The sequence below is a fragment of the Arthrobacter oryzae genome (assembly GCF_030812315.1).
Classification (GTDB): Bacteria; Actinomycetota; Actinomycetes; order Actinomycetales; family Micrococcaceae; genus Arthrobacter; species Arthrobacter oryzae_B.
Genome location: NZ_JAUSSM010000001.1, coordinates 92,030 through 109,174 on the forward strand (window position 1 = coordinate 92,030; position 17,145 = coordinate 109,174).

Genomic DNA, 17,145 nt, shown 5'->3' on the forward strand with positions numbered 1-17,145 from the left:
CTCGCGCCGACCTGGCCTAGCCGAAGAGGACGGCGGCTTCGTCGTAGCGGTCCTGCGGAACGCACTTGAGGTTGCCCAGGGCTGCGTCGAAGCCGACGTGGACGATGTCCGTACCGTGGAGCGAAACCATGGTGCCCCAGCGCTGGTCCACTACGGAGTCGATGGCGGCCATGCCCAGGCGGGTTGCCAGGACGCGGTCGAACGCAGACGGGACGCCGCCGCGCTGGATGTGGCCAAGGACGGTTGCGCGGGTCTCGATGCCGGTCCGTGCCTCGAGTTCCGGGGCCAGCATCTCGGCGATGCCGCCCAGGCGCGGCCGTCCGAAGGTGTCCAGTCCGCGCTCGGAGTGCGGCGTTTCCTGGCCTTCGGGCACAAAGCCCTCGGCCACAACCACCAGCGGTGCACGGCCACGGGCATGGGCTTCCTGCACCCACTCGGTGATCTGGTCCATGGAGGCCTTTTGCTCCGGAATGAGGATTGCATGGGCGCCCGAGGCCATGCCGGCGTGCAGCGCGATCCAGCCCACATGACGGCCCATGACCTCGGCGATCATGCAGCGGTGGTGCGATTCGCCCGTGGTGCGGAGGCGGTCGATGGCCTCGGTGGCGATCTGGACGGCGGTGTCGAAGCCGAAGGTGTAGTCCGTGGCGTCCAGGTCGTTGTCCACGGTCTTGGGAACTCCGACGATCTTCAGGCCGGCGTCGGTCAGTCGCTTGGCTGCTGCGAGTGTTCCTTCGCCGCCGATGGCGATGATCGCGTCAATGCCGAGCCGGTCCATGTGGCCCTTGATGACCTCGGGGCCGCCGCCATTTTCGAACGGGTTGGTCCGCGACGTCCCGAGGATGGTGCCGCCCTGCTTCGCGATGCCGCGGACCATGGTGCGGGGAATGTCAATCACATCGCCCTCGACGACGCCGCGCCAGCCGTCGAGGAAGCCTACGAATTCGTGGCCGTGGATGGCGATCCCCTTGAGGACGGCGCCGCGGATGACGGCGTTCAGTCCGGGGCAGTCGCCGCCGCTGGTGAGAATTCCAATTTTCATGTCTCGGCTCAAATCCTGGTGAGAGGGTGTACAGGCAGAGCGCCACGCTGAGCTCACCCTAGATTCTAGTGGTGAGTGTGGGTTACGACACAAACCGGTTACAAACGGCCCCGTTCCATGGCAGACGAAAGGCCCCCGCTCCGGAGAGCAGGGGCCCACGGGACCTAACGGTCAGGACCCGTTGATTGATCGTTTGTCCAGGAAGGACTGGAGGATGATGGCGTTCCGCTGGTCCGGGAGGATCAGCCACGCCGCCACGTAGAACACGAAGGCCGGACCTGGCAGCAGGCTCAGGAGCAGGAACGCGATGCGGACGAACGCGACGTCCACGTTCAGTTTGGCCGCGATGCCCCCGCACACGCCTCCCAGCCACCGCTGCGGTCCGCGCTTCAGGCCGAAGCCCCTGACAATGCTGAAGAACTTATCCATGCCTCAAGACTTCCCTGTTGTTGATTCTTTGTCACGTCCGCGGGCTGAAAGGAGTCCGCCAACCACCAGTGCGGCGCCGGCTCCGATCATTAGGCCGATGAGCACGTAGGTTCCGTTCAGCGCCACGATGCCAAGCTGGCCGATGATGATCAGCGCCGCCAGCGCGAGGACGACGAGGCCCCAGACCACTGTGCCCACCCGTGTCGGCGACGGGCCGCCGTGCCTTGCTCCTGTGCTGTGTGCCGGTTCAGCCGGTGAGGCCTTTGAGGCCTTTGCCTGCGGCGCGGTGTCCGGAGCCGGTTCGTAGCCGCTCATGTCAGTTTCCTTCCTGGATGGTGACGTTGCTCATGGTGCCGTCGATCTCGAGGACCAGTGCGGCGCCAGGCTTGTCGGTGTTGTAATTGCTTTGCTGGTTCGTCATGCCCCCATGGTTGTGCGAGCCGTCATTGAGGTTGCCCATGGTCATGTCGGCCCGGATTTCCACGGGAACCGTGTCCGGGATGATCACCGTCAGATTGCTGGCCGTGACGTCCATGGGAATTACGACGTCGGTGCCCAGCGGCGGTGTGAGGTTCAGCAAAGTCAGGTCAGCGGTTCCAGTGCCTCCGGTGATGTCAAAGCCTTCCCTCGCCTGCTCGATGCTGACAGGGTTCCAGTTGGCGTTCTGGAAACGGAAGCGGTCACCGTCGGGCACTACGTTGAAGATGCCGCCGATGATGAGGGCCACCACTGCAAAGAACCCGAGGACGCCTGAGGTCCTGCCCCTGAGGCCTGCGATCAGGATGCCGAGGCCCAGAACGGCAGCACCGCTGGCCCATACCACCGCGTTAGTAGCATTACCGAGGTTGGTGATGTCGAGGGCCTCGAGGGCCTTGATGGCGCCGCCCACCAGGAGCGCAAGGCCGGCCGTCACCGCGACGGCCGGGGCGCCGGGGCCTATGTTTGGAGCCTTCGGTGCCGGAGCGGACGGACCGCCGTAGCCGCCGCCGTACGGCTGGTTGGGGCCGTAGGGCGGATTAGGTCCCGAGGGCCCAAAGTTGCCGGGGGACGGCGTGCCTGGGTCGGCATAGGGGCCGTAGCCGCGGGAGCCGGAAGTCCCGCCGTCGTACGAGTCACTGGCGTAAACGCCTGCCGCGTAGGGCGCGCCTGACGCAGGGGACGGCGTGCCGGTCGGCGATGTGGCTGCGAAGGCGGTTCCGCCGGCTGCGGCGCTGGTGTTCATGATGGGCGCTCCGTTCCTGGTCTTATCGCGCTGCGAGATGTAGTAGATGAGGTAGATGGCTCCTGCTATCCAGAACACCGTCCAGAGGAATCCGCCGAAGCCGTTCCGCTCCCATCCCCAGAATCCGCCGCCAAGGCTGGGAAAGCCGATCACCGTGGTGATGAGGGCGCCGGTCATGCCTGTTGACCATCGGCCCGCGCCCGCCTCCTGGACATGGATGCGGCCGTCTGGTTCGGGCAGGAGCGCCCAGGCGACGCCGTACAGGAGCACGCCGATGCCGGCGAAAATCGAGAGGACAATGAAGACGCCGCGAACGATCAGCGGATCGACACCGAGCCGGTGCGCGATGCCGCTTGCGACGCCGCCGATCCAGCGGTCGGGCCCACGCTGGATTCCGTGTCCACGTACCCAGTTGAAGAAGTTCTGAGGTTGGGACTGCGGGTGGCCGTGGGGGGCATTCGCGGACTGGGCGTTCGGGAATTGCGCATTCGGATAGAGCGGCGGGGCCGGAAGGGGGCCGTCCGCAGCGGGCCCGGACTCCGAAGAGGCACCGGGGTAGGCGGGAGGCCCTGACTCGGTCGAGGGCCCTGTGGGCGGACTGTCCTGTGCCGCGTAGGAGCTGTCCCGGGCTGGGGCGGCGCCGTCGTCGACCGGGGCTGCGCCGTCTGACACAGCCTCGTCGCCGGACGTGCCTTGCGCTGAGTCGGCGGAACCGGAATCGGGACGGCCGGACGGCAGTGGATCTTCATCTGGGTATGCATTGTGCGAGTTCATACTTCGATCCTGCCTTCCGCAGCGGCCGCGCTCTATTGGGGAACACCCTGAGCTTCCCCTGAGTGACCCCCGGTTCGTGCCGAAAGCAGGCGTGCGGAACCCTGATCCGTGCTTGGATTGACACATGACAACGGCCATTTCCCGCCCTCAACTGGTCCGCAGCAGCGACCGCGTTATCGCTGGCGTCTGCGCGGGCCTCGCCGCCCATCTGGGCTGGCCGGTGCGGATGGTCCGGATCGGCATGGTGGTGGCCGCGCTCGCGGGTGGTGCAGGGCTGGCTTTTTATGCGTGGCTCTGGATCATGGTCCCCACCGCGGACGAGAACGCGAAGCGGAACGCGCGGCGCCCGGCGTCGCCCATTGCCCCGGCCGTCAGTGCACCGGGGCCGCTGCCGGTGCCGGCGGACTTTGTCGCCGCAACATTTCCGGCAACGCCGTTTCCCGCGGGGGTCACCTACCCGGACGGGCCAACGCTCCCGGACGGGCCGGCGTTCCCCGGCTCGCCAACGCAGGGCTCGCCAATGCAGGGCGCCCCAGTGCAGGGCGCGCCGCCATGGCAGCCGGGTCCGGCGCCCGCGTCCGGTTCCGTCCCCGGGACGGCCACTTCCCCATGGTTCCGACTCCGGCGCATGCCCTACGGCAAGGAAATCCTGCTGGGCGCCGGCCTGTTGCTGGCAGGTGGAATCCTGACCGCACGGATGCTCGGCCTCGATGTTCCGCTGGGTACCCTGATCCCCGCCGCGGCCATTCTTGGCGGCGCTGCCATCGCGTGGATGCAGCTGGATGAGACGCGCCGGGCCGGGCTCCTGGACAAGACCAAGGCGGATCAGGCCGGCGGCTGGGCCAGGCTCGGCGCGGGGCTGGCCCTGGTGGTCGCCGGCGTGCTGGTGATGGTGTCCGGCTCCGGCTCCTGGGAGCAGACCTGGCTGGCGCTCCTTGCCTCGGTTGCCGTCCTCGGCGGGGTGGCCCTGGTGCTGCTCCCGTGGGGCCTGAAGTTCTGGAGGGACCTGGAAGCGGAGCGCGCGGGCAGGGTCCGCGCCACGGAGCGGGCCGAGATCGCGGCGCACCTGCACGACTCCGTCCTGCAGACACTCGCGCTGATCCAGCGACGCGCAGGCAACGAACACGACGTCGTGCGGCTGGCCCGCGCCCAGGAGCGGGAGCTCCGGGGCTGGCTGTACCGGGACCCCGGCAAGGAGGCCGGCCAGCTCTCGGAGCGCATCAAGGCTGCCGCCGCTGAGGTGGAGGACTCCTTGGGCAATGCAGTCGACGTGGTCAGCGTGGGCGACACCGCCATGACCGAGCGGCACGAAGCCCTGGTCCAGGCCAGCCGCGAAGCCATGGTGAACGCATCCCGCCACGGCGGCGGCACGGTGTCGGTCTACCTGGAGGTTGCCGACGGCGGTGTGGAAATTTTCGTCAAGGACCGCGGGCCCGGCTTCGACCCGCAGTCGGTTCCTGCCGACCGCATGGGGGTCCGGGAATCGATCATCGGGCGGATGAAACGCCACGGCGGCACAGCCGTCATCAGCAGCAGTGCGGACGGTACGGAAGTGCGGCTCAGGCTGCCTTCCGACGCCGCGGACAACGGAGAGGGAAAGTCGTGAACAACATCGACACAGCGGGCGCGCATGCAGGAGGTGTTCCAGCTATCCGCGTGGTCATTGTGGACGACCACGCCATCTTTCGTTCGGGGCTCAAGGCAGACCTGGACGCCCGGGTCACCGTGGTGGGCGAAGCCGGAACTGTCGAACAGGCCATCGCCGTGATCGCGCAGACCCGGCCCGAGGTGGTGCTCCTGGACGTGCACCTGCCCGGAGGACTTGGCGGGGGAGGACGCGAGGTGATCGCCGGCTCGGCGGCCCTGCTGTCCAGCACGCGGTTCCTCGCACTGAGCGTCTCGGACGCCGCGGAAGACGTGGTTTCGGTCATCCGCGCCGGAGCCCGCGGGTACGTCACCAAGAGCATCTCCGGCACGGAAATCACCGACGCCGTGCTGCGTGTGGCCGGCGGCGACGCCGTCTTCTCGCCGCGGCTGGCCGGGTTTGTCCTGGACGCTTTCGGCACTGCCCCGGCGGACATCGCCGACGACGAACTGGACCGCCTTTCCGCGCGCGAGCTTGAGGTCATGCGGCTCATCGCACGGGGGTACAGCTACAAGGAAGTGGCGAAGGAACTTTTTATCTCCATCAAGACCGTCGAAACCCACGTCTCCGCCGTGCTCCGCAAACTGCAGCTTTCCAGCCGCCATGAACTCACCAAGTGGGCGGCGGAGCGCAGGCTCCTCTAGCCCGCCCACACGCTCCCTCACATCCTGCCGCTTAAACCCAAACGCTCTCTCACTTCTTGCCGCTTAAACCCAAACGCTCCCTCACATGTGAGAGAGCGTTTGGGTTTTTCCTGCGAAAAGTGCGAGAGCGTGCCTACTTGGCCTTGCCCAGGAAGCCCTGCAGCCGGGCCACGCCGGTGGCGAGGTCGTCGTCGCCGAGGGCGTAGGAGAGACGCAGGTAGCCCGAGGGGCCAAAAGCCTCGCCCGGCACAACCGCAACTTCAACCTCGTCCAGGATGAGCGCTGCCAGTTCGGCGGAAGTGTGCGGGCGGGCGGTGCCGTTCGCCGTCTCGAACTCCTTGCCCAGCAGGCCGCGGACGTCCGCGTAGACGTAGAAGGCTCCGGTCGGCGTCGGGCATTCCACTCCGTCGATCGCGTTCAGGCCGGCGACGATCGCCTTGCGGCGGCGGTCGAAGGCCACCTTCATCTCGTCCACCGCGGTGAGCGGGCCGGAGACGGCAGCGAGGGCAGCGATCTGCATGATGTTGGAGACGTTGGACGTGGCATGCGACTGCAGGTTGGTTGCCGCCTTGATCACGTCGGCAGGACCGATCATCCAGCCCACCCGCCAGCCGGTCATGGCGTAGGTCTTGGCAACACCGTTGAGGATAACCACCTTGTCGCCGAGCTCAGGGACGGCGGTTGCAATGGACGTGAACGGAACGCCGTCGTAGGTCAGGTGTTCGTAGATTTCGTCCGTGACCACCCACAGGCCCTTGGAGGCTGCCCAGAGGCCGATTTCCCGGACCTGTTCGGGCGAGTACACGGAGCCCGTGGGGTTCGACGGCGAGACGAACAGCAGGATTTTGGTGCGCTCGGTGAGGGCGGCCTCGAGCTGCTCCACGGTGACGAGGTATTCCTGCTCCGGGCCGGCGAAAACCTCAACCGGCACGCCGCCGGCCAGCCGGATGGCTTCCGGGTACGTGGTCCAGAACGGGGTGGGGACAATGACTTCGTCGCCCGGATCAACCAGGGTGGCGAAGGTGTTGTAGACCGCCTGCTTGCCGCCGTTGGTCACCAAAACCTGGGAGGCCTCGGCCTTGTAGCCGGAGTCCCGGAGCGTCTTCTCGGCAATGGCCTGCTTGAGCTCCGGCAGGCCTGCGGCGGGGGAGTAGCGGTGGTACTTCGGCTGGCTGGCGGCCTCAATGGCGGCCTGCACGATATAGCCGGGCGTCGGGAAGTCGGGCTCCCCGGCGCCGAAGCCGATGACCGGCCGTCCGGCTGCCTTAAGTGCCTTGGCCTTGGCATCAACGGCAAGGGTGGCGGATTCGGCTATGGCGGAAATGCGTTGGGATACGCGGGCGGCAGGCATGGCGGGGTCCATTCTTTGCTTGCAGCTCGATGGCTGGTTGTGGGATTCGACGAGATCTACTCTATGCTGTTCAGCGGATCGTTCAGCGTGGCGGCCAGGAATGTGACCGTGTCACGGTCAGCAGCTCCCGGCAGCGGCAACGAAGGTCCAAAATGAGGCTGGTTCGACGTAAGCGCAGTTGTTGCGTAGACTAGTTCTCCGGTGTTGAAAACACGATGATGGCCTGCGCCCCGTGAAGTTTGCGGGAAGTGTGGTGTGATTGGTTTTCGATCCATAGGGTAGTGGCGCAATTGGTAGCGCAGCGGTCTCCAAAACCGCAGGTTGCAGGTTCGAGTCCTGTCTGCCCTGCGCAAGCGGTTCCGGCGGTGAGCCGGAGCCTGCGCAGCAACCATGGTTCAGTTCAGAGCCGGGTATCCGACATTTGCGAGGATGAGTGAGGACCAGGTGACCGAAACGGCTGCAAGCAGCTCCAAGGGCCGCCCCGCCAAGAATGCTGCTAAGGCAGGCTTCTTCGCTCGCATCGCACTCTTCGTCCGCCAGGTCATCGGCGAGCTCAAGAAGGTCGTAGCACCCACCCGCAAGGAACTGATCAACTACACGCTCGTGGTGCTGGTGTTCGTGATCATCATGATGCTCATTGTTACCGTCCTGGACCTGGCGTTCGGGACCGGAGTGAGCTGGGTCTTCGGCGGCACAGGCCCCGCGGACCGCTAAGGCGATCCGTCCGCAGACTGCGTGGAAGGCTCCGGGAATCCGGAAGCATTCACGGGGTGTGCGGAATTGAGCCATTTAAATAGGCATGTTTAGCAATGAGGAAGCAGGAGACCAAGTGTCTGAGCAGGAGCTCGAGGTAACTGAGACTGAGCTGGATGGGTCCACAGACAGCACAACTGACGCCGCGGCCGTAGCCGGGGAAGAGTCCGAGGTTGAGTCTGCTGTGCCCGATTCCACCGACGATTCCTCTGAAGCCGACGCTGATGCTGATGCTGATGCTGATGACGCCGAAACGGGCGAGGCCGATGCTGACTCCGATGAAGAGGCTGACGCCTTGGCCGCCGCGGCCGCCAAGGCTGAGGTTGATCCGGCTGATGAGTTCAAGGCCAAGCTGCGCCGCCAGGAAGGTGACTGGTACGTCATCCACTCCTACGCAGGCTACGAAAACCGCGTCAAGGCAAACCTTGAAACCCGCATCCAGACCCTGGACATGGAAGATTACATCTTCGAAATCCAGGTTCCCATGGAAGAAGTCGTGGAGATCAAGAACGCCCAGCGCAAGGTCATCAACCGCGTCCGCATTCCCGGCTACGTCCTCGTCCGCATGGACCTGACGGATGCCTCCTGGGGTGCCGTCCGGCACACCCCCGGTGTCACCGGCTTCGTGGGCAACGCCCACAATCCCGTGCCGCTGCGCCTTGACGAGGTCTTCTCCATGCTCGCCCCGGTCTTCGAAGAAGAGCAGGCCGAGAAGGGTAAGCCGGTCAAGCACGCCGCCGCCCCCGTGGACGTGGACTTTGAAGTCGGCGAGTCCGTCATCGTCAAGGAAGGTCCGTTCGAGACCCTCCCCGCCACGATCTCCGAGATCAAGATCGATTCCCAGACCCTCGTGGTCCTGGTTTCCATCTTCGAACGCGAGACTCCGGTAACCCTGGCGTTCAACCAGGTCACCAAGATCTAGCACCACCCCCACAGAATTCGCTCCGGGGCTGCCCGCTTAGCAGCCTCGAAGCGGCCGGTCGCCTCGCCATGGCGGCCACCAACCTGAGGCACGCTCCTGTGTCCCAGGACGTAATTGAGAGAAGGACCCTACATTGGCTCCCAAGAAGAAGGTCACCGGCCTCATCAAGCTGCAGATCCAGGCAGGTGCCGCCAACCCGGCCCCGCCGATCGGTCCTGCGCTTGGCCAGCACGGTGTCAACATCATGGAATTCTGCAAGGCGTACAACGCTGCGACGGAATCCCAGCGCGGAAACGTTATTCCCGTGGAAATCACGGTCTACGAAGACCGCTCGTTCACGTTCATCACCAAGACCCCGCCGGCTGCAGAGCTCATCAAAAAGGCTGCAGGCGTTGCCAAGGGTTCACCGACCCCGCACACCGTCAAGGTTGCCAAGCTGACGCAGGCACAGGTCAACGAGATCGCCACCACCAAGATGGAAGACCTCAACGCCACGAGCCTCGAAGGCGCAGCGAAGATCATCGCCGGCACCGCCCGTTCCATGGGTATCACCGTCGAGGGTTAATCCCCACCGCTGATGCGGTGTCTGGTCGGGCAAACCGATGACGACGCCGGACAGCACCGCCGGGAGACCGGCACCACTGAAACATTGAAATGTCAGGAAATCCGGACCGGATAACACCAGCCGGAGTCCTGACTGTGGCAGGGCCCAGCGCGGTCCGCAGACCACAACTGCACAAGGAGAATAAGCAGCATGGCAAAGCGCAGCAAAGCATATGAGGCAGCCGCCGCCAAGATCGACGCGGAGAAGTTCTACGCGCCGTTCGAGGCAGTGACGCTGGCCAAGGACACCAACCCGTCCAAGTTCGACGCCACCGTTGAGGTCGCTTTCCGCCTGGGTGTAGACCCGCGTAAGGCTGACCAGATGGTCCGCGGCACCGTTAACCTGCCGCACGGCACCGGTAAGGTTGCCCGCGTCCTCGTCTTCGCAACGGGCGACAAGGCCGAAGCAGCAATCGCTGCCGGCGCCGACTTCGTTGGTTCCGACGACCTGATCGAAAAGATCGCGGCCGGCTGGACCGACTTCGACTCCGCCGTTGCCACCCCTGACCTCATGGGCAAGGTTGGCCGCCTCGGCAAGGTCCTGGGTCCGCGTAACCTGATGCCGAACCCGAAGACCGGCACCGTGACCGCTGACGTCGCCAAGGCCGTCAACGACATCAAGGGCGGCAAGATCGACTTCCGCGTCGACAAGCACTCCAACCTGCACTTCATCATCGGCAAGGTTTCGTTCGACGCCATCAAGCTGGCCGAGAACTACGCAGCAGCACTGGAAGAGGTCCTTCGCCTGAAGCCGTCCGCTTCCAAGGGCCGCTACATCCAGAAGGCCACCGTGGCTACCACGTTCGGCCCGGGCATCTCGGTTGACCCCAACGTCACCAAGGTCCTGACCGAGGTTTAGTCCTCACAAGGCTCGTAGGAAAGACCGTCCCGCATCTGCGGGGCGGTCTTTCTGCGTTTGCGTGCTTTGCCCGTTTGCTGCAGTCAGAACGGCGGTTAGGCTGTCCCCGTGAAGACAGCGCCGTACCTCATAGAACCCCTTGTCCTGCCCGCAGCCGTGGACGCCCCGGATGCCGGTGACTTCCTGGAATTCGGAGAGCTCAGCGATGCCCTGGTGCTTGAGGCGTGGGGCAACCCGGACCGTTGCACACCGGCCAAAACCCGGCTCCAGTATTGGCGCGATAGCCCCTACACCCAGGTGCGGCTCTTCTTCGTGCGGGTGGACGGACGCATGGCGGGGAGGTCCTGGATCCGTTTCGGGCTTCAGGAGAACGTCCACACCGCGCTGCTCCACGTGAATGTCCTGGCGGAGTATTCCGGACGTGGCATCGGCCGGGCGCTGCTTGACCACGCTGAGGAGCTGGCCACCTCGCGCGGCTGCACCACGCTGCAGACTTTCACGGAGCACCCGGCGGACTTCGACGTCGACGGTCCGCGGCTGCTCAAGCCCGCAACGGGCACCGGAGGAGTGCCGGCCGAGGCCCGGGGAGTCCGCTTCGCGCAGCGGGCCGGCTACAGGCTGGAACAGGTGGAGCGCTTCAGCACGCTGGCGCTGCCCCCCGCTGAAGACACGTTGGCTACTCTGGAAGGCGACGCACTGTACAAAGGCGGGGAACACTATGAGCTGCTGCACTGGACGGACAGTTGTCCCGAGGAGTACGCGGCTCAGCTGGCTGTCCTGATGTCGCGCATGAGTACGGACACTCCCGCCGGAGGGCTGAGCTACGACGAGGAATCCTGGGACGTGGCGAGGGTCCGCCATGTCGAAAATAGGTGGAAGCAGGCAGGCCTGGACTCCCTGGTGGCCAGCGCGCGCCACCGCGAAACCGGGGAGCTCGCCGCGTACTCGGTCCTTCAGGTGTCGGACGGGAAACCCTGGCTGGCGAACCAGGACGATACCCTGGTGGCCAGTCATCACCGCGGCCATCGTCTCGGCATGCTGGTCAAAATCCTCAACATCCGCCGGCTGCTCAGGGGCTACCCCGGCGTGGAGCGCATCGTCACGTTCAACGCCGCAGAGAACGACCACATGCTGTCCATCAACGTAGCCCTCGGATTCCGTCCCGCCGGGTACGACGGCGAATGGCAGAAGACCCTGTGAGCGGCCTGTCCATCACCGCCGTCCCCGTCCCGCAGCCCGGCGACGAAGGGACGGAACGTGCCGCCGACCTGCGGGCTTGCCGTGCGATCAGGGACGCGCACCATCTGGACCTGTGGGGAAACCTGGACCGCGGGTCCACCCTCCGGGAGGACCAGGAGTATTGGCGGGGCAGCGAGTACGAGGAACGCCTGCAGTTCCTGGCCCGGCTCGATGGAGCGCAGGCGGGGACCTGCTCGGTGGTGCTGCCGCTCAAGGAGAACACTGCCGCGGCCTGGATCGAAGTCCTGGTAGCTGCGCCATACCGGCGGCAGGGGATTGGCCGGCGCCTGCTGGCGGTCGCCGAGGAAACTGCCCGCGGAAGCGGGCGCCGGGTTTTTGAAGGCTACTGCGAGGAGCCCGTGCTGCCGCTTGGTGAGCACGGGTCGCAGCGGGACAACGGGGAACTGCCGGCGAAGTCGGGGAGTGGGGGAGTGCCGCTGAACCTTGCCTCCACCCGCTTCGCACTGGCCTCCGGCTACGAGCTGGAGCAGGTGGAGAGATCGAGCAGGCTCCCGCTGCCCGTCGACCCCGCACTGCTGGACAGGCTGGAAGCCGATGCCATTGCCCATGCCGGCGGCTACCGGGTGGTGGGCTGGCAAAGCCGCTGTCCGGACACCCTTGTGGACGCCTACGCGGTCCTCAAGGGCCGGATGAGCGCAGATGTGCCTACTGCGGGCCTGGTAGCGGAGTTCGAAGAATGGGACGCACCGAGGGTCCGGGATGAGGAACAAAGCTGGGAGCGCGGCGGTGTCTCTTCGCTCGTGGCCGCGGTGCAGCACTCAGGCACCGGTGAACTGGCGGCCTACACGGTGCTGAGCTACCGTCCGGAGCGGCCCAACACGCTGATCCAGGAGGACACGCTGGTGGCGGGACCGCATCGCGGCCACCGGCTGGGCATGCTGGCCAAGATCGCAAACATCCGGCGCGCCCAGGAGGTCTGCCCTGCCGCCGGGTCCGTCATCACATGGAATGCCAGCGAAAACGGGCATATGCTGGCGATAAATATTTCGCTTGGATTCAAGCCCGCTGGCTTTGAAGGTGAGTGGCAGAAACGACTGGAATGACGCCCTCTATGGCTGAAGACGTACGGATCGAACAACTCTGGATTCCCGATTCCCTGGACGGACCCGACAGCGCCGATTTCCTCGCCGCCGTCGAAGTTGGCCGCAAAGTGCGGATGCAAACATGGGGGAGCGACGACCTCGCCTACACCCCACTTGAAAAGCTCCTCGAACTTGCCGATCCCTACGAACGCCAAGTCATCCTCGTGGCCAAGATCGACGGCGACATCGTGGGCGCGGTGGATATCGCCCTGCCCCTGGCCGACAACCTCGACCTCGCGGAGTTCACCCTGGATATCCTGCCCGAGTTCCAGCGCCAGGGCGTCGGACGCCAGCTGCTGGAGGCAGCGGAGCAGTTTGCCCGGGGCGAAGGCCGGACCATGATCCTGATCGACACCAATCATCCCGGAGTGTCGCTGAGCAGCTCCATAGACGACCAGCTGGTCCCCGGCTCCGGCCTTGGCTTTGTCCCGCTGGGCAGCCGGGAAGTGGAGTTTGCCCGCAAGACAGGCTACACACTGCAGCACATCGAGCAGTTCAGTTCGTGCCTGCTGCCCCTCGACAGCAAGCTGGTGGCGGAGCTGGAGGAAGAAGCCGAGCAGGCCAACGCGGGCCGGTACCGCCTGCATCACTGGACGGACAGGTGTCCGGACCAGTGGCTCGAATACGTGGCCGCGCTGGAAAACCAGGCCGGTGAGGACACCACGCCGTCATCACGGACCGAAGAGCAGTTGGTGTTCGACGGCGCCATGATCAGGGAGGCGGAGGAGGCCACTATCGCGCAGGGAAGGCGCACGGTGGTCACCGCCGTCGAGCACATCGCCACCGGAATGCTGGTGGGGCTGACCACCATCAGCGTGCTGTCCCAGCGGCAGGATGTGGTGTTCCAGGACGACACGGTGGTGATGCAGGAACACCGGGGCAACAAGCTGGGCCTGCTGATCAAGGTGGCCAACATGGAACGCCTGACGGAGCAGTTCCCGGATGCCAGGGTTATCTACACGTGGAACGCTCCGGAGAACCGGTATTTGCTCAAGGTGAACCAGCAGTTGGGTTTCACAACCGCGGGGGTCACAGGAATCTGGCAGAAGGACCTCCCGGACTTCAAGCCGAGCAGCAGCTAAGCGGTCCACGCAACAGCCCGGTCTGCGGTGTGAAGCCCGGCTCGGAGCCCGATTTGGAGTACGGGCGGCGATGCCCGTAAGCTTGAACTACCAAAGACCGTCGGTTGTTGGAAATCCACTCTCCTGAGCACAGCTCAACTCTGTAGTTTGTGCGCTGGAGGGCAAGTGGATTTCTGGACGAAGGACCCTGAACGTAGGGCGGCCGGCGCAGGTGAACGAAGCAAAGCTCCACAGTTTGAAACTGTGTTGAGCCAAGCCCCGTGCATCTGCGCGGGGCGTTTTTAGTTTTAGCTCACCTGAGCGGGGACCCGGAATACCGGCACTATCCCCGGAAGGAGGGTTATGGCAACGCCTGCAAAGGTTTCAGCAGTAGCTGAGATCACTAACGATTTCAAGGAATCGAACGCCGCTGTCCTGACCGAATACCGTGGGCTCACTGTTGCACAGCTCAAGCAGCTGCGTGTTTCTCTCGGCCAGGACACCAAGTTCTCGGTCGTCAAGAACACCCTGACCGCCATTGCAGCCAAGGAAGCTGGTGTCGAAGCATTCGACGGCCAGCTCGCCGGCCCCACTGCAATCGCGTTCATCAAGGGTGACGCAGTTGCAGCGGCCAAGAGCCTGACGGATTTTGCCAAGACCAACAAGCAGCTGGTCATCAAGACCGGTTACTTCGAGGGCAAGGCATTGAACGCCAGCGAAGTTGCTGCCCTGGCAGCACTCGAGTCCCGCGAGCTGCAGCTCGCCAAGGTTGCAGGGATCCTCAAGGCTCCTGCCGCCGCTGCTGCACGCATCATTGACGCCCTGCGCCTCAAGCTTGAAGAAGAGAACGGTGCACCGGCAGCAGCCGAAGCGCCCGCCGCTGAAGAAGCCCCCGCCGCAGAAGCAGCAGAGACCGAAGCTCCGGCCGAAGCCGCAGCCACCGAAGAGAACTAAAACTCTCTTTCAAACCAGACTCCGGTGCGAAGGCACAGGCCCAGGCCGCCTAGCACCACCTATAGGAAGGACGCCACACCATGGCGAAGCTCACCAACGAAGAGCTCATTGAAGCTTTCAAGGAACTGACCATCATCGAGCTCTCCGAGTTCGTCAAGCTCTTCGAAGAGACCTTCGAAGTTACCGCTGCCGCTGTTGCCGTTGCTGGCCCTGCTGCCGGTGCTGCTGAAGAAGCCGAAGAGAAGACCGAATTCGACGTCGTTCTCGAAGCTGCTGGCGACAAGAAGATCGCAGTGATCAAGGAAGTTCGCGCCATCACTTCCCTGGGCCTGAAGGAAGCTAAGGACGTTGTTGACAGCGCTCCGAAGGCCGTCCTCGAAGGCGTCACCAAGGAAGCTGCCGAGAAGGCAAAGGAGCAGCTCGAAGCTGCCGGCGCCACCGTTACCCTCAAGTAACACTCGCTTTCCAACAGGAAACCCCGTCCACTCCGGTGGGCGGGGTTTCCTGCGTTTAACCCAACTGACTCGCACTTAACGTCGTGAAACCCGGGAATGACGACGTTAATTGCGAGTCAGTTGGGCAGGCGGGACTTATCTCACGGGGTCGGAGATGTCGGCGACCACGGCGTCCAGGGCCGTGGTCAGCGCATCGGCGTCCACGAACGCGCTGTAGCCGTGCTCCCCGGCGCCCATGGAAATGCGCCTCCCGGTGATGGTGCGGTCCGCGTAGACCGGCCACGGCGTGGTGCTGCCCAGCGGCGTGATGGTGCCGCGTTCGTAGCCCGTGGCCTCGAGCGCGACGTCGGCCGGCGGCAGTGAGAGCTTGTTGACGCCCACCAATCCCCTCAGCTTGGGCCAGGAGATCTGCCGGTCGCCGGGGATTAATGCGAAAAGGAAGCTGCCGTCCTTGTGCTTCACCACCAACGACTTCACGATGTCCGCTGGTGTGATGCCCAGGATGCCGGCTGCCTCCTCCAAGCTCCTGGCTGCCAGCCGCTCCACGATTTCGACGTCGAGGCCGCGCGCGGCGGCGTCGGCCAGGAACCGTGCCCTGCCGACGCCGCCCGCCGCGTCTGCGGATGAGGGCGCCATTAGTCCCGGTACAGGAGGAGGGCTTCGCCCTGGCCTCCGCCGCCGCACAGGGAAACGGCCGCCTTGCCGGTGCCCCGGCGTTTCAGCTCGTGGGCGGCGTGCCCGGCCAGGCGCGCACCCGAGGCACCGATCGGGTGCCCCAGGGCGATGGCACCGCCGTGGATGTTGCACTTCTCCAGCGGGTACGTAAGGTCCTTAAGTGACTGGACGGCAACTGAACCGAAGGCCTCATTGATCTCAATGAAGTCGAGATCCCCGGTGGTCCAGCCCGCACGGTTGAGGGCGTTCTTGATGGCGTTGGAAGGCTGCGAGTGCAGCGAGTTGTCCGGGCCGGCCACCTGGCCCGGCTTCCCCACCACAGCAAGGTAGTCCAGGCCGTTGTCCGCCGCGAACTTCCTGGTGGTCAGCACCAGGGCCGAGGCGCCGTCGGACAGGGGAGAGGAGTTTCCCGCCGTGATGGTGCCGTCGCTGACGAAGGCGGCGCGCAGCCCGGCCAGCGAATCGACCGTTGTATTGGGGCGCACGCCTTCATCGGTGGAGACCACGATGGGATCGCCCTTGCGCTGCTTGACGCTGATCGGCGCGATCTCGTCGTCGAAGACGCCGTTCTTTGCCGCCAGCGCGGCACGCTGGTGCGACTGGGCGGCCACATTGTCCTGCGATGTCCGGTCGATGCCCAGGACTAGGTTCCTGCTTTCCGTCGAGAGGCCCATGGAGTGACCGTCGAAGGCATCCGTGAGGCCGTCATGCGCCGCCACGTCCAGGGCCTGGATGGCCCCGTAAGTCCAGCCCTGCCTGGAGCCCGGCAGGATGTGGGGTGCCCGGGTCATGGATTCCTGGCCTCCGGCGACGACGACGGCGGCGTCACCGCTGCGGATCATGCGGGCGGCGTCAATCACCGCCGTGAGCCCGGAAAGGCACACTTTGTTGATGGTGACCGTGGGGACGTTCCAGCCGATGCCGGCACCGATGGCGCTCTGCCGTGCCGGGTTCTGGCCGGCCCCGGCCTGCAGGACCTGGCCCATGATCACCGCGTCCACTTTGTCTGCGCCGACGCCGCTTGCAGCGAGGGCTGCCTTGATGGCATGCGCCCCGAGTTCCACCGCCGTGAAGCTGGCCAGCTGGCCGTTGAGGCGGCCCTGCGGCGTGCGGGCCGCGGCGAGGATGACAACATCGTTGTCGTCTGCGGAGTTGCTCATGGTTGTCTCTTCCGATCTGTGACGATGTACGCCAAGGCTATCGTGAGCCGAATCACCTATCCATTCAAACGCACCCGAGGCGGCGTCCATTCCGTGCCGCCGCCCGGGGGCGGCAGCCAATTAGGTGCCTTCGGCAACGGTGCTTGCAATAACCGGGGAAGTGGGGTAGACACGTGCGCTGTTTTGCCGTATCGTAGATATTTGCGTCTTCCCTGTTTACCTTCAGCCTTCATATAGCGGTGGGCTTTGCCTAG

General features: G+C 65.0%; 18 protein-coding genes and 1 tRNA gene. 12 read left to right on the top strand and 7 right to left on the bottom strand.

The genetic code is table 11. The annotated features are described in order from the left end of the window. Positions 1 to 16: 16 nt before the first annotated feature. The 4 genes from J2S97_RS00470 to J2S97_RS00485 form a co-directional block, all read right to left on the bottom strand. Complete coding sequence (locus J2S97_RS00470; protein WP_104172009.1) at positions 17 to 1,042, bottom strand: 6-phosphofructokinase; 1,026 nt, start codon at positions 1,040 to 1,042, stop codon at positions 17 to 19. A gap of 171 nt (positions 1,043 to 1,213) precedes the next feature. Further along, a complete protein-coding gene (locus tag J2S97_RS00475; RefSeq protein WP_307045552.1) occupies positions 1,214 to 1,471 on the bottom strand; it encodes a PspC domain-containing protein in 258 nt (85 codons plus the stop codon). A 3-nt stretch (positions 1,472 to 1,474) separates the two neighbouring features. After that, the gene (locus J2S97_RS00480; RefSeq protein WP_307045553.1) at positions 1,475 to 1,786 is read right to left on the bottom strand and encodes a hypothetical protein; all 312 of its coding nucleotides are present in this window, start codon (positions 1,784 to 1,786) and stop codon (positions 1,475 to 1,477) included. Between the two features lies 1 nt (position 1,787). Beyond that, complete coding sequence (locus tag J2S97_RS00485; RefSeq protein ID WP_307045554.1) at positions 1,788 to 3,467, bottom strand: PspC domain-containing protein; 1,680 nt, start codon at positions 3,465 to 3,467, stop codon at positions 1,788 to 1,790. Positions 3,468 to 3,591: 124 nt separating this feature from the next. Between J2S97_RS00485 and J2S97_RS00490 the strand changes: the two genes are divergently transcribed. Together J2S97_RS00490 and J2S97_RS00495 are read left to right on the top strand one after the other, a co-directional pair. After that, positions 3,592 to 5,073, top strand: a complete 1,482-nt coding sequence (locus tag J2S97_RS00490) for an ATP-binding protein (RefSeq protein WP_307045555.1) — start codon at positions 3,592 to 3,594, stop codon at positions 5,071 to 5,073. A 50-nt stretch (positions 5,074 to 5,123) separates the two neighbouring features. Beyond that, complete coding sequence (locus J2S97_RS00495; RefSeq protein ID WP_373460483.1) at positions 5,124 to 5,756, top strand: LuxR C-terminal-related transcriptional regulator; 633 nt, start codon at positions 5,124 to 5,126, stop codon at positions 5,754 to 5,756. 133 nt (positions 5,757 to 5,889) lie between these two features. Here the strand turns inward: J2S97_RS00495 and J2S97_RS00500 are convergent, their stop codons facing one another. After that, positions 5,890 to 7,107: a pyridoxal phosphate-dependent aminotransferase gene (locus J2S97_RS00500; RefSeq protein WP_307045557.1), complete on the bottom strand. Its 1,218-nt coding sequence runs from the start codon at positions 7,105 to 7,107 to the stop codon at positions 5,890 to 5,892. A gap of 275 nt (positions 7,108 to 7,382) precedes the next feature. Here J2S97_RS00500 and J2S97_RS00505 point away from each other — a divergent pair. The 10 genes from J2S97_RS00505 (at position 7,383) to rplL (ending at position 15,056) form a co-directional block, all read left to right on the top strand. Then, positions 7,383 to 7,455: transfer RNA gene (locus J2S97_RS00505), tRNA-Trp, on the top strand. 81 nt (positions 7,456 to 7,536) lie between these two features. Further along, positions 7,537 to 7,821, top strand: a complete 285-nt coding sequence (gene secE, locus J2S97_RS00510; protein WP_028269597.1) for a preprotein translocase subunit SecE — start codon at positions 7,537 to 7,539, stop codon at positions 7,819 to 7,821. A gap of 115 nt (positions 7,822 to 7,936) precedes the next feature. After that, positions 7,937 to 8,782 (top strand): transcription termination/antitermination protein NusG, encoded by an 846-nt coding sequence (gene nusG / locus J2S97_RS00515; RefSeq protein ID WP_307045560.1) that lies wholly within the window; start codon positions 7,937 to 7,939, stop codon positions 8,780 to 8,782. A gap of 133 nt (positions 8,783 to 8,915) precedes the next feature. Continuing rightward, on the top strand, positions 8,916 to 9,347 hold the full coding sequence (rplK, locus tag J2S97_RS00520) for a 50S ribosomal protein L11 (RefSeq protein WP_248759567.1): 432 nt from the start codon (positions 8,916 to 8,918) through the stop codon (positions 9,345 to 9,347). Positions 9,348 to 9,536: 189 nt separating this feature from the next. Further along, positions 9,537 to 10,244 carry a 50S ribosomal protein L1 gene (rplA, locus tag J2S97_RS00525; RefSeq protein WP_307045562.1) on the top strand — a complete coding sequence of 236 codons (708 nt, stop codon included), beginning with the start codon at positions 9,537 to 9,539 and terminating at the stop codon, positions 10,242 to 10,244. 108 nt (positions 10,245 to 10,352) lie between these two features. Next, positions 10,353 to 11,444 (top strand): GNAT family N-acetyltransferase, encoded by a 1,092-nt coding sequence (locus J2S97_RS00530; protein ID WP_307045564.1) that lies wholly within the window; start codon positions 10,353 to 10,355, stop codon positions 11,442 to 11,444. Further along, a complete protein-coding gene (locus J2S97_RS00535; protein ID WP_307045568.1) occupies positions 11,426 to 12,547 on the top strand; it encodes a GNAT family N-acetyltransferase in 1,122 nt (373 codons plus the stop codon). The genes J2S97_RS00530 and J2S97_RS00535 overlap by 19 nt, the downstream gene beginning before the upstream one ends. Positions 12,548 to 12,555: 8 nt before the next feature. Then, positions 12,556 to 13,668 (top strand): GNAT family N-acetyltransferase, encoded by a 1,113-nt coding sequence (locus tag J2S97_RS00540; protein ID WP_307045570.1) that lies wholly within the window; start codon positions 12,556 to 12,558, stop codon positions 13,666 to 13,668. Positions 13,669 to 14,010: 342 nt separating this feature from the next. Beyond that, positions 14,011 to 14,601, top strand: coding sequence for a 50S ribosomal protein L10 (rplJ, locus tag J2S97_RS00545; protein ID WP_028269591.1), 591 nt, complete (start codon positions 14,011 to 14,013; stop codon positions 14,599 to 14,601). 80 nt (positions 14,602 to 14,681) lie between these two features. Beyond that, a complete protein-coding gene (rplL, locus tag J2S97_RS00550; RefSeq protein ID WP_078027247.1) occupies positions 14,682 to 15,056 on the top strand; it encodes a 50S ribosomal protein L7/L12 in 375 nt (124 codons plus the stop codon). 135 nt (positions 15,057 to 15,191) lie between these two features. Here rplL and J2S97_RS00555 read toward each other — a convergent pair whose 3' ends face one another. After that, the gene (locus tag J2S97_RS00555; protein ID WP_307045574.1) at positions 15,192 to 15,692 is read right to left on the bottom strand and encodes an aminoacyl-tRNA deacylase; all 501 of its coding nucleotides are present in this window, start codon (positions 15,690 to 15,692) and stop codon (positions 15,192 to 15,194) included. Beyond that, positions 15,692 to 16,891, bottom strand: coding sequence for an acetyl-CoA C-acetyltransferase (locus J2S97_RS00560; protein WP_307045576.1), 1,200 nt, complete (start codon positions 16,889 to 16,891; stop codon positions 15,692 to 15,694). The genes J2S97_RS00555 and J2S97_RS00560 overlap by 1 nt, the downstream gene beginning before the upstream one ends. Positions 16,892 to 17,145: the final 254 nt, after the last annotated feature.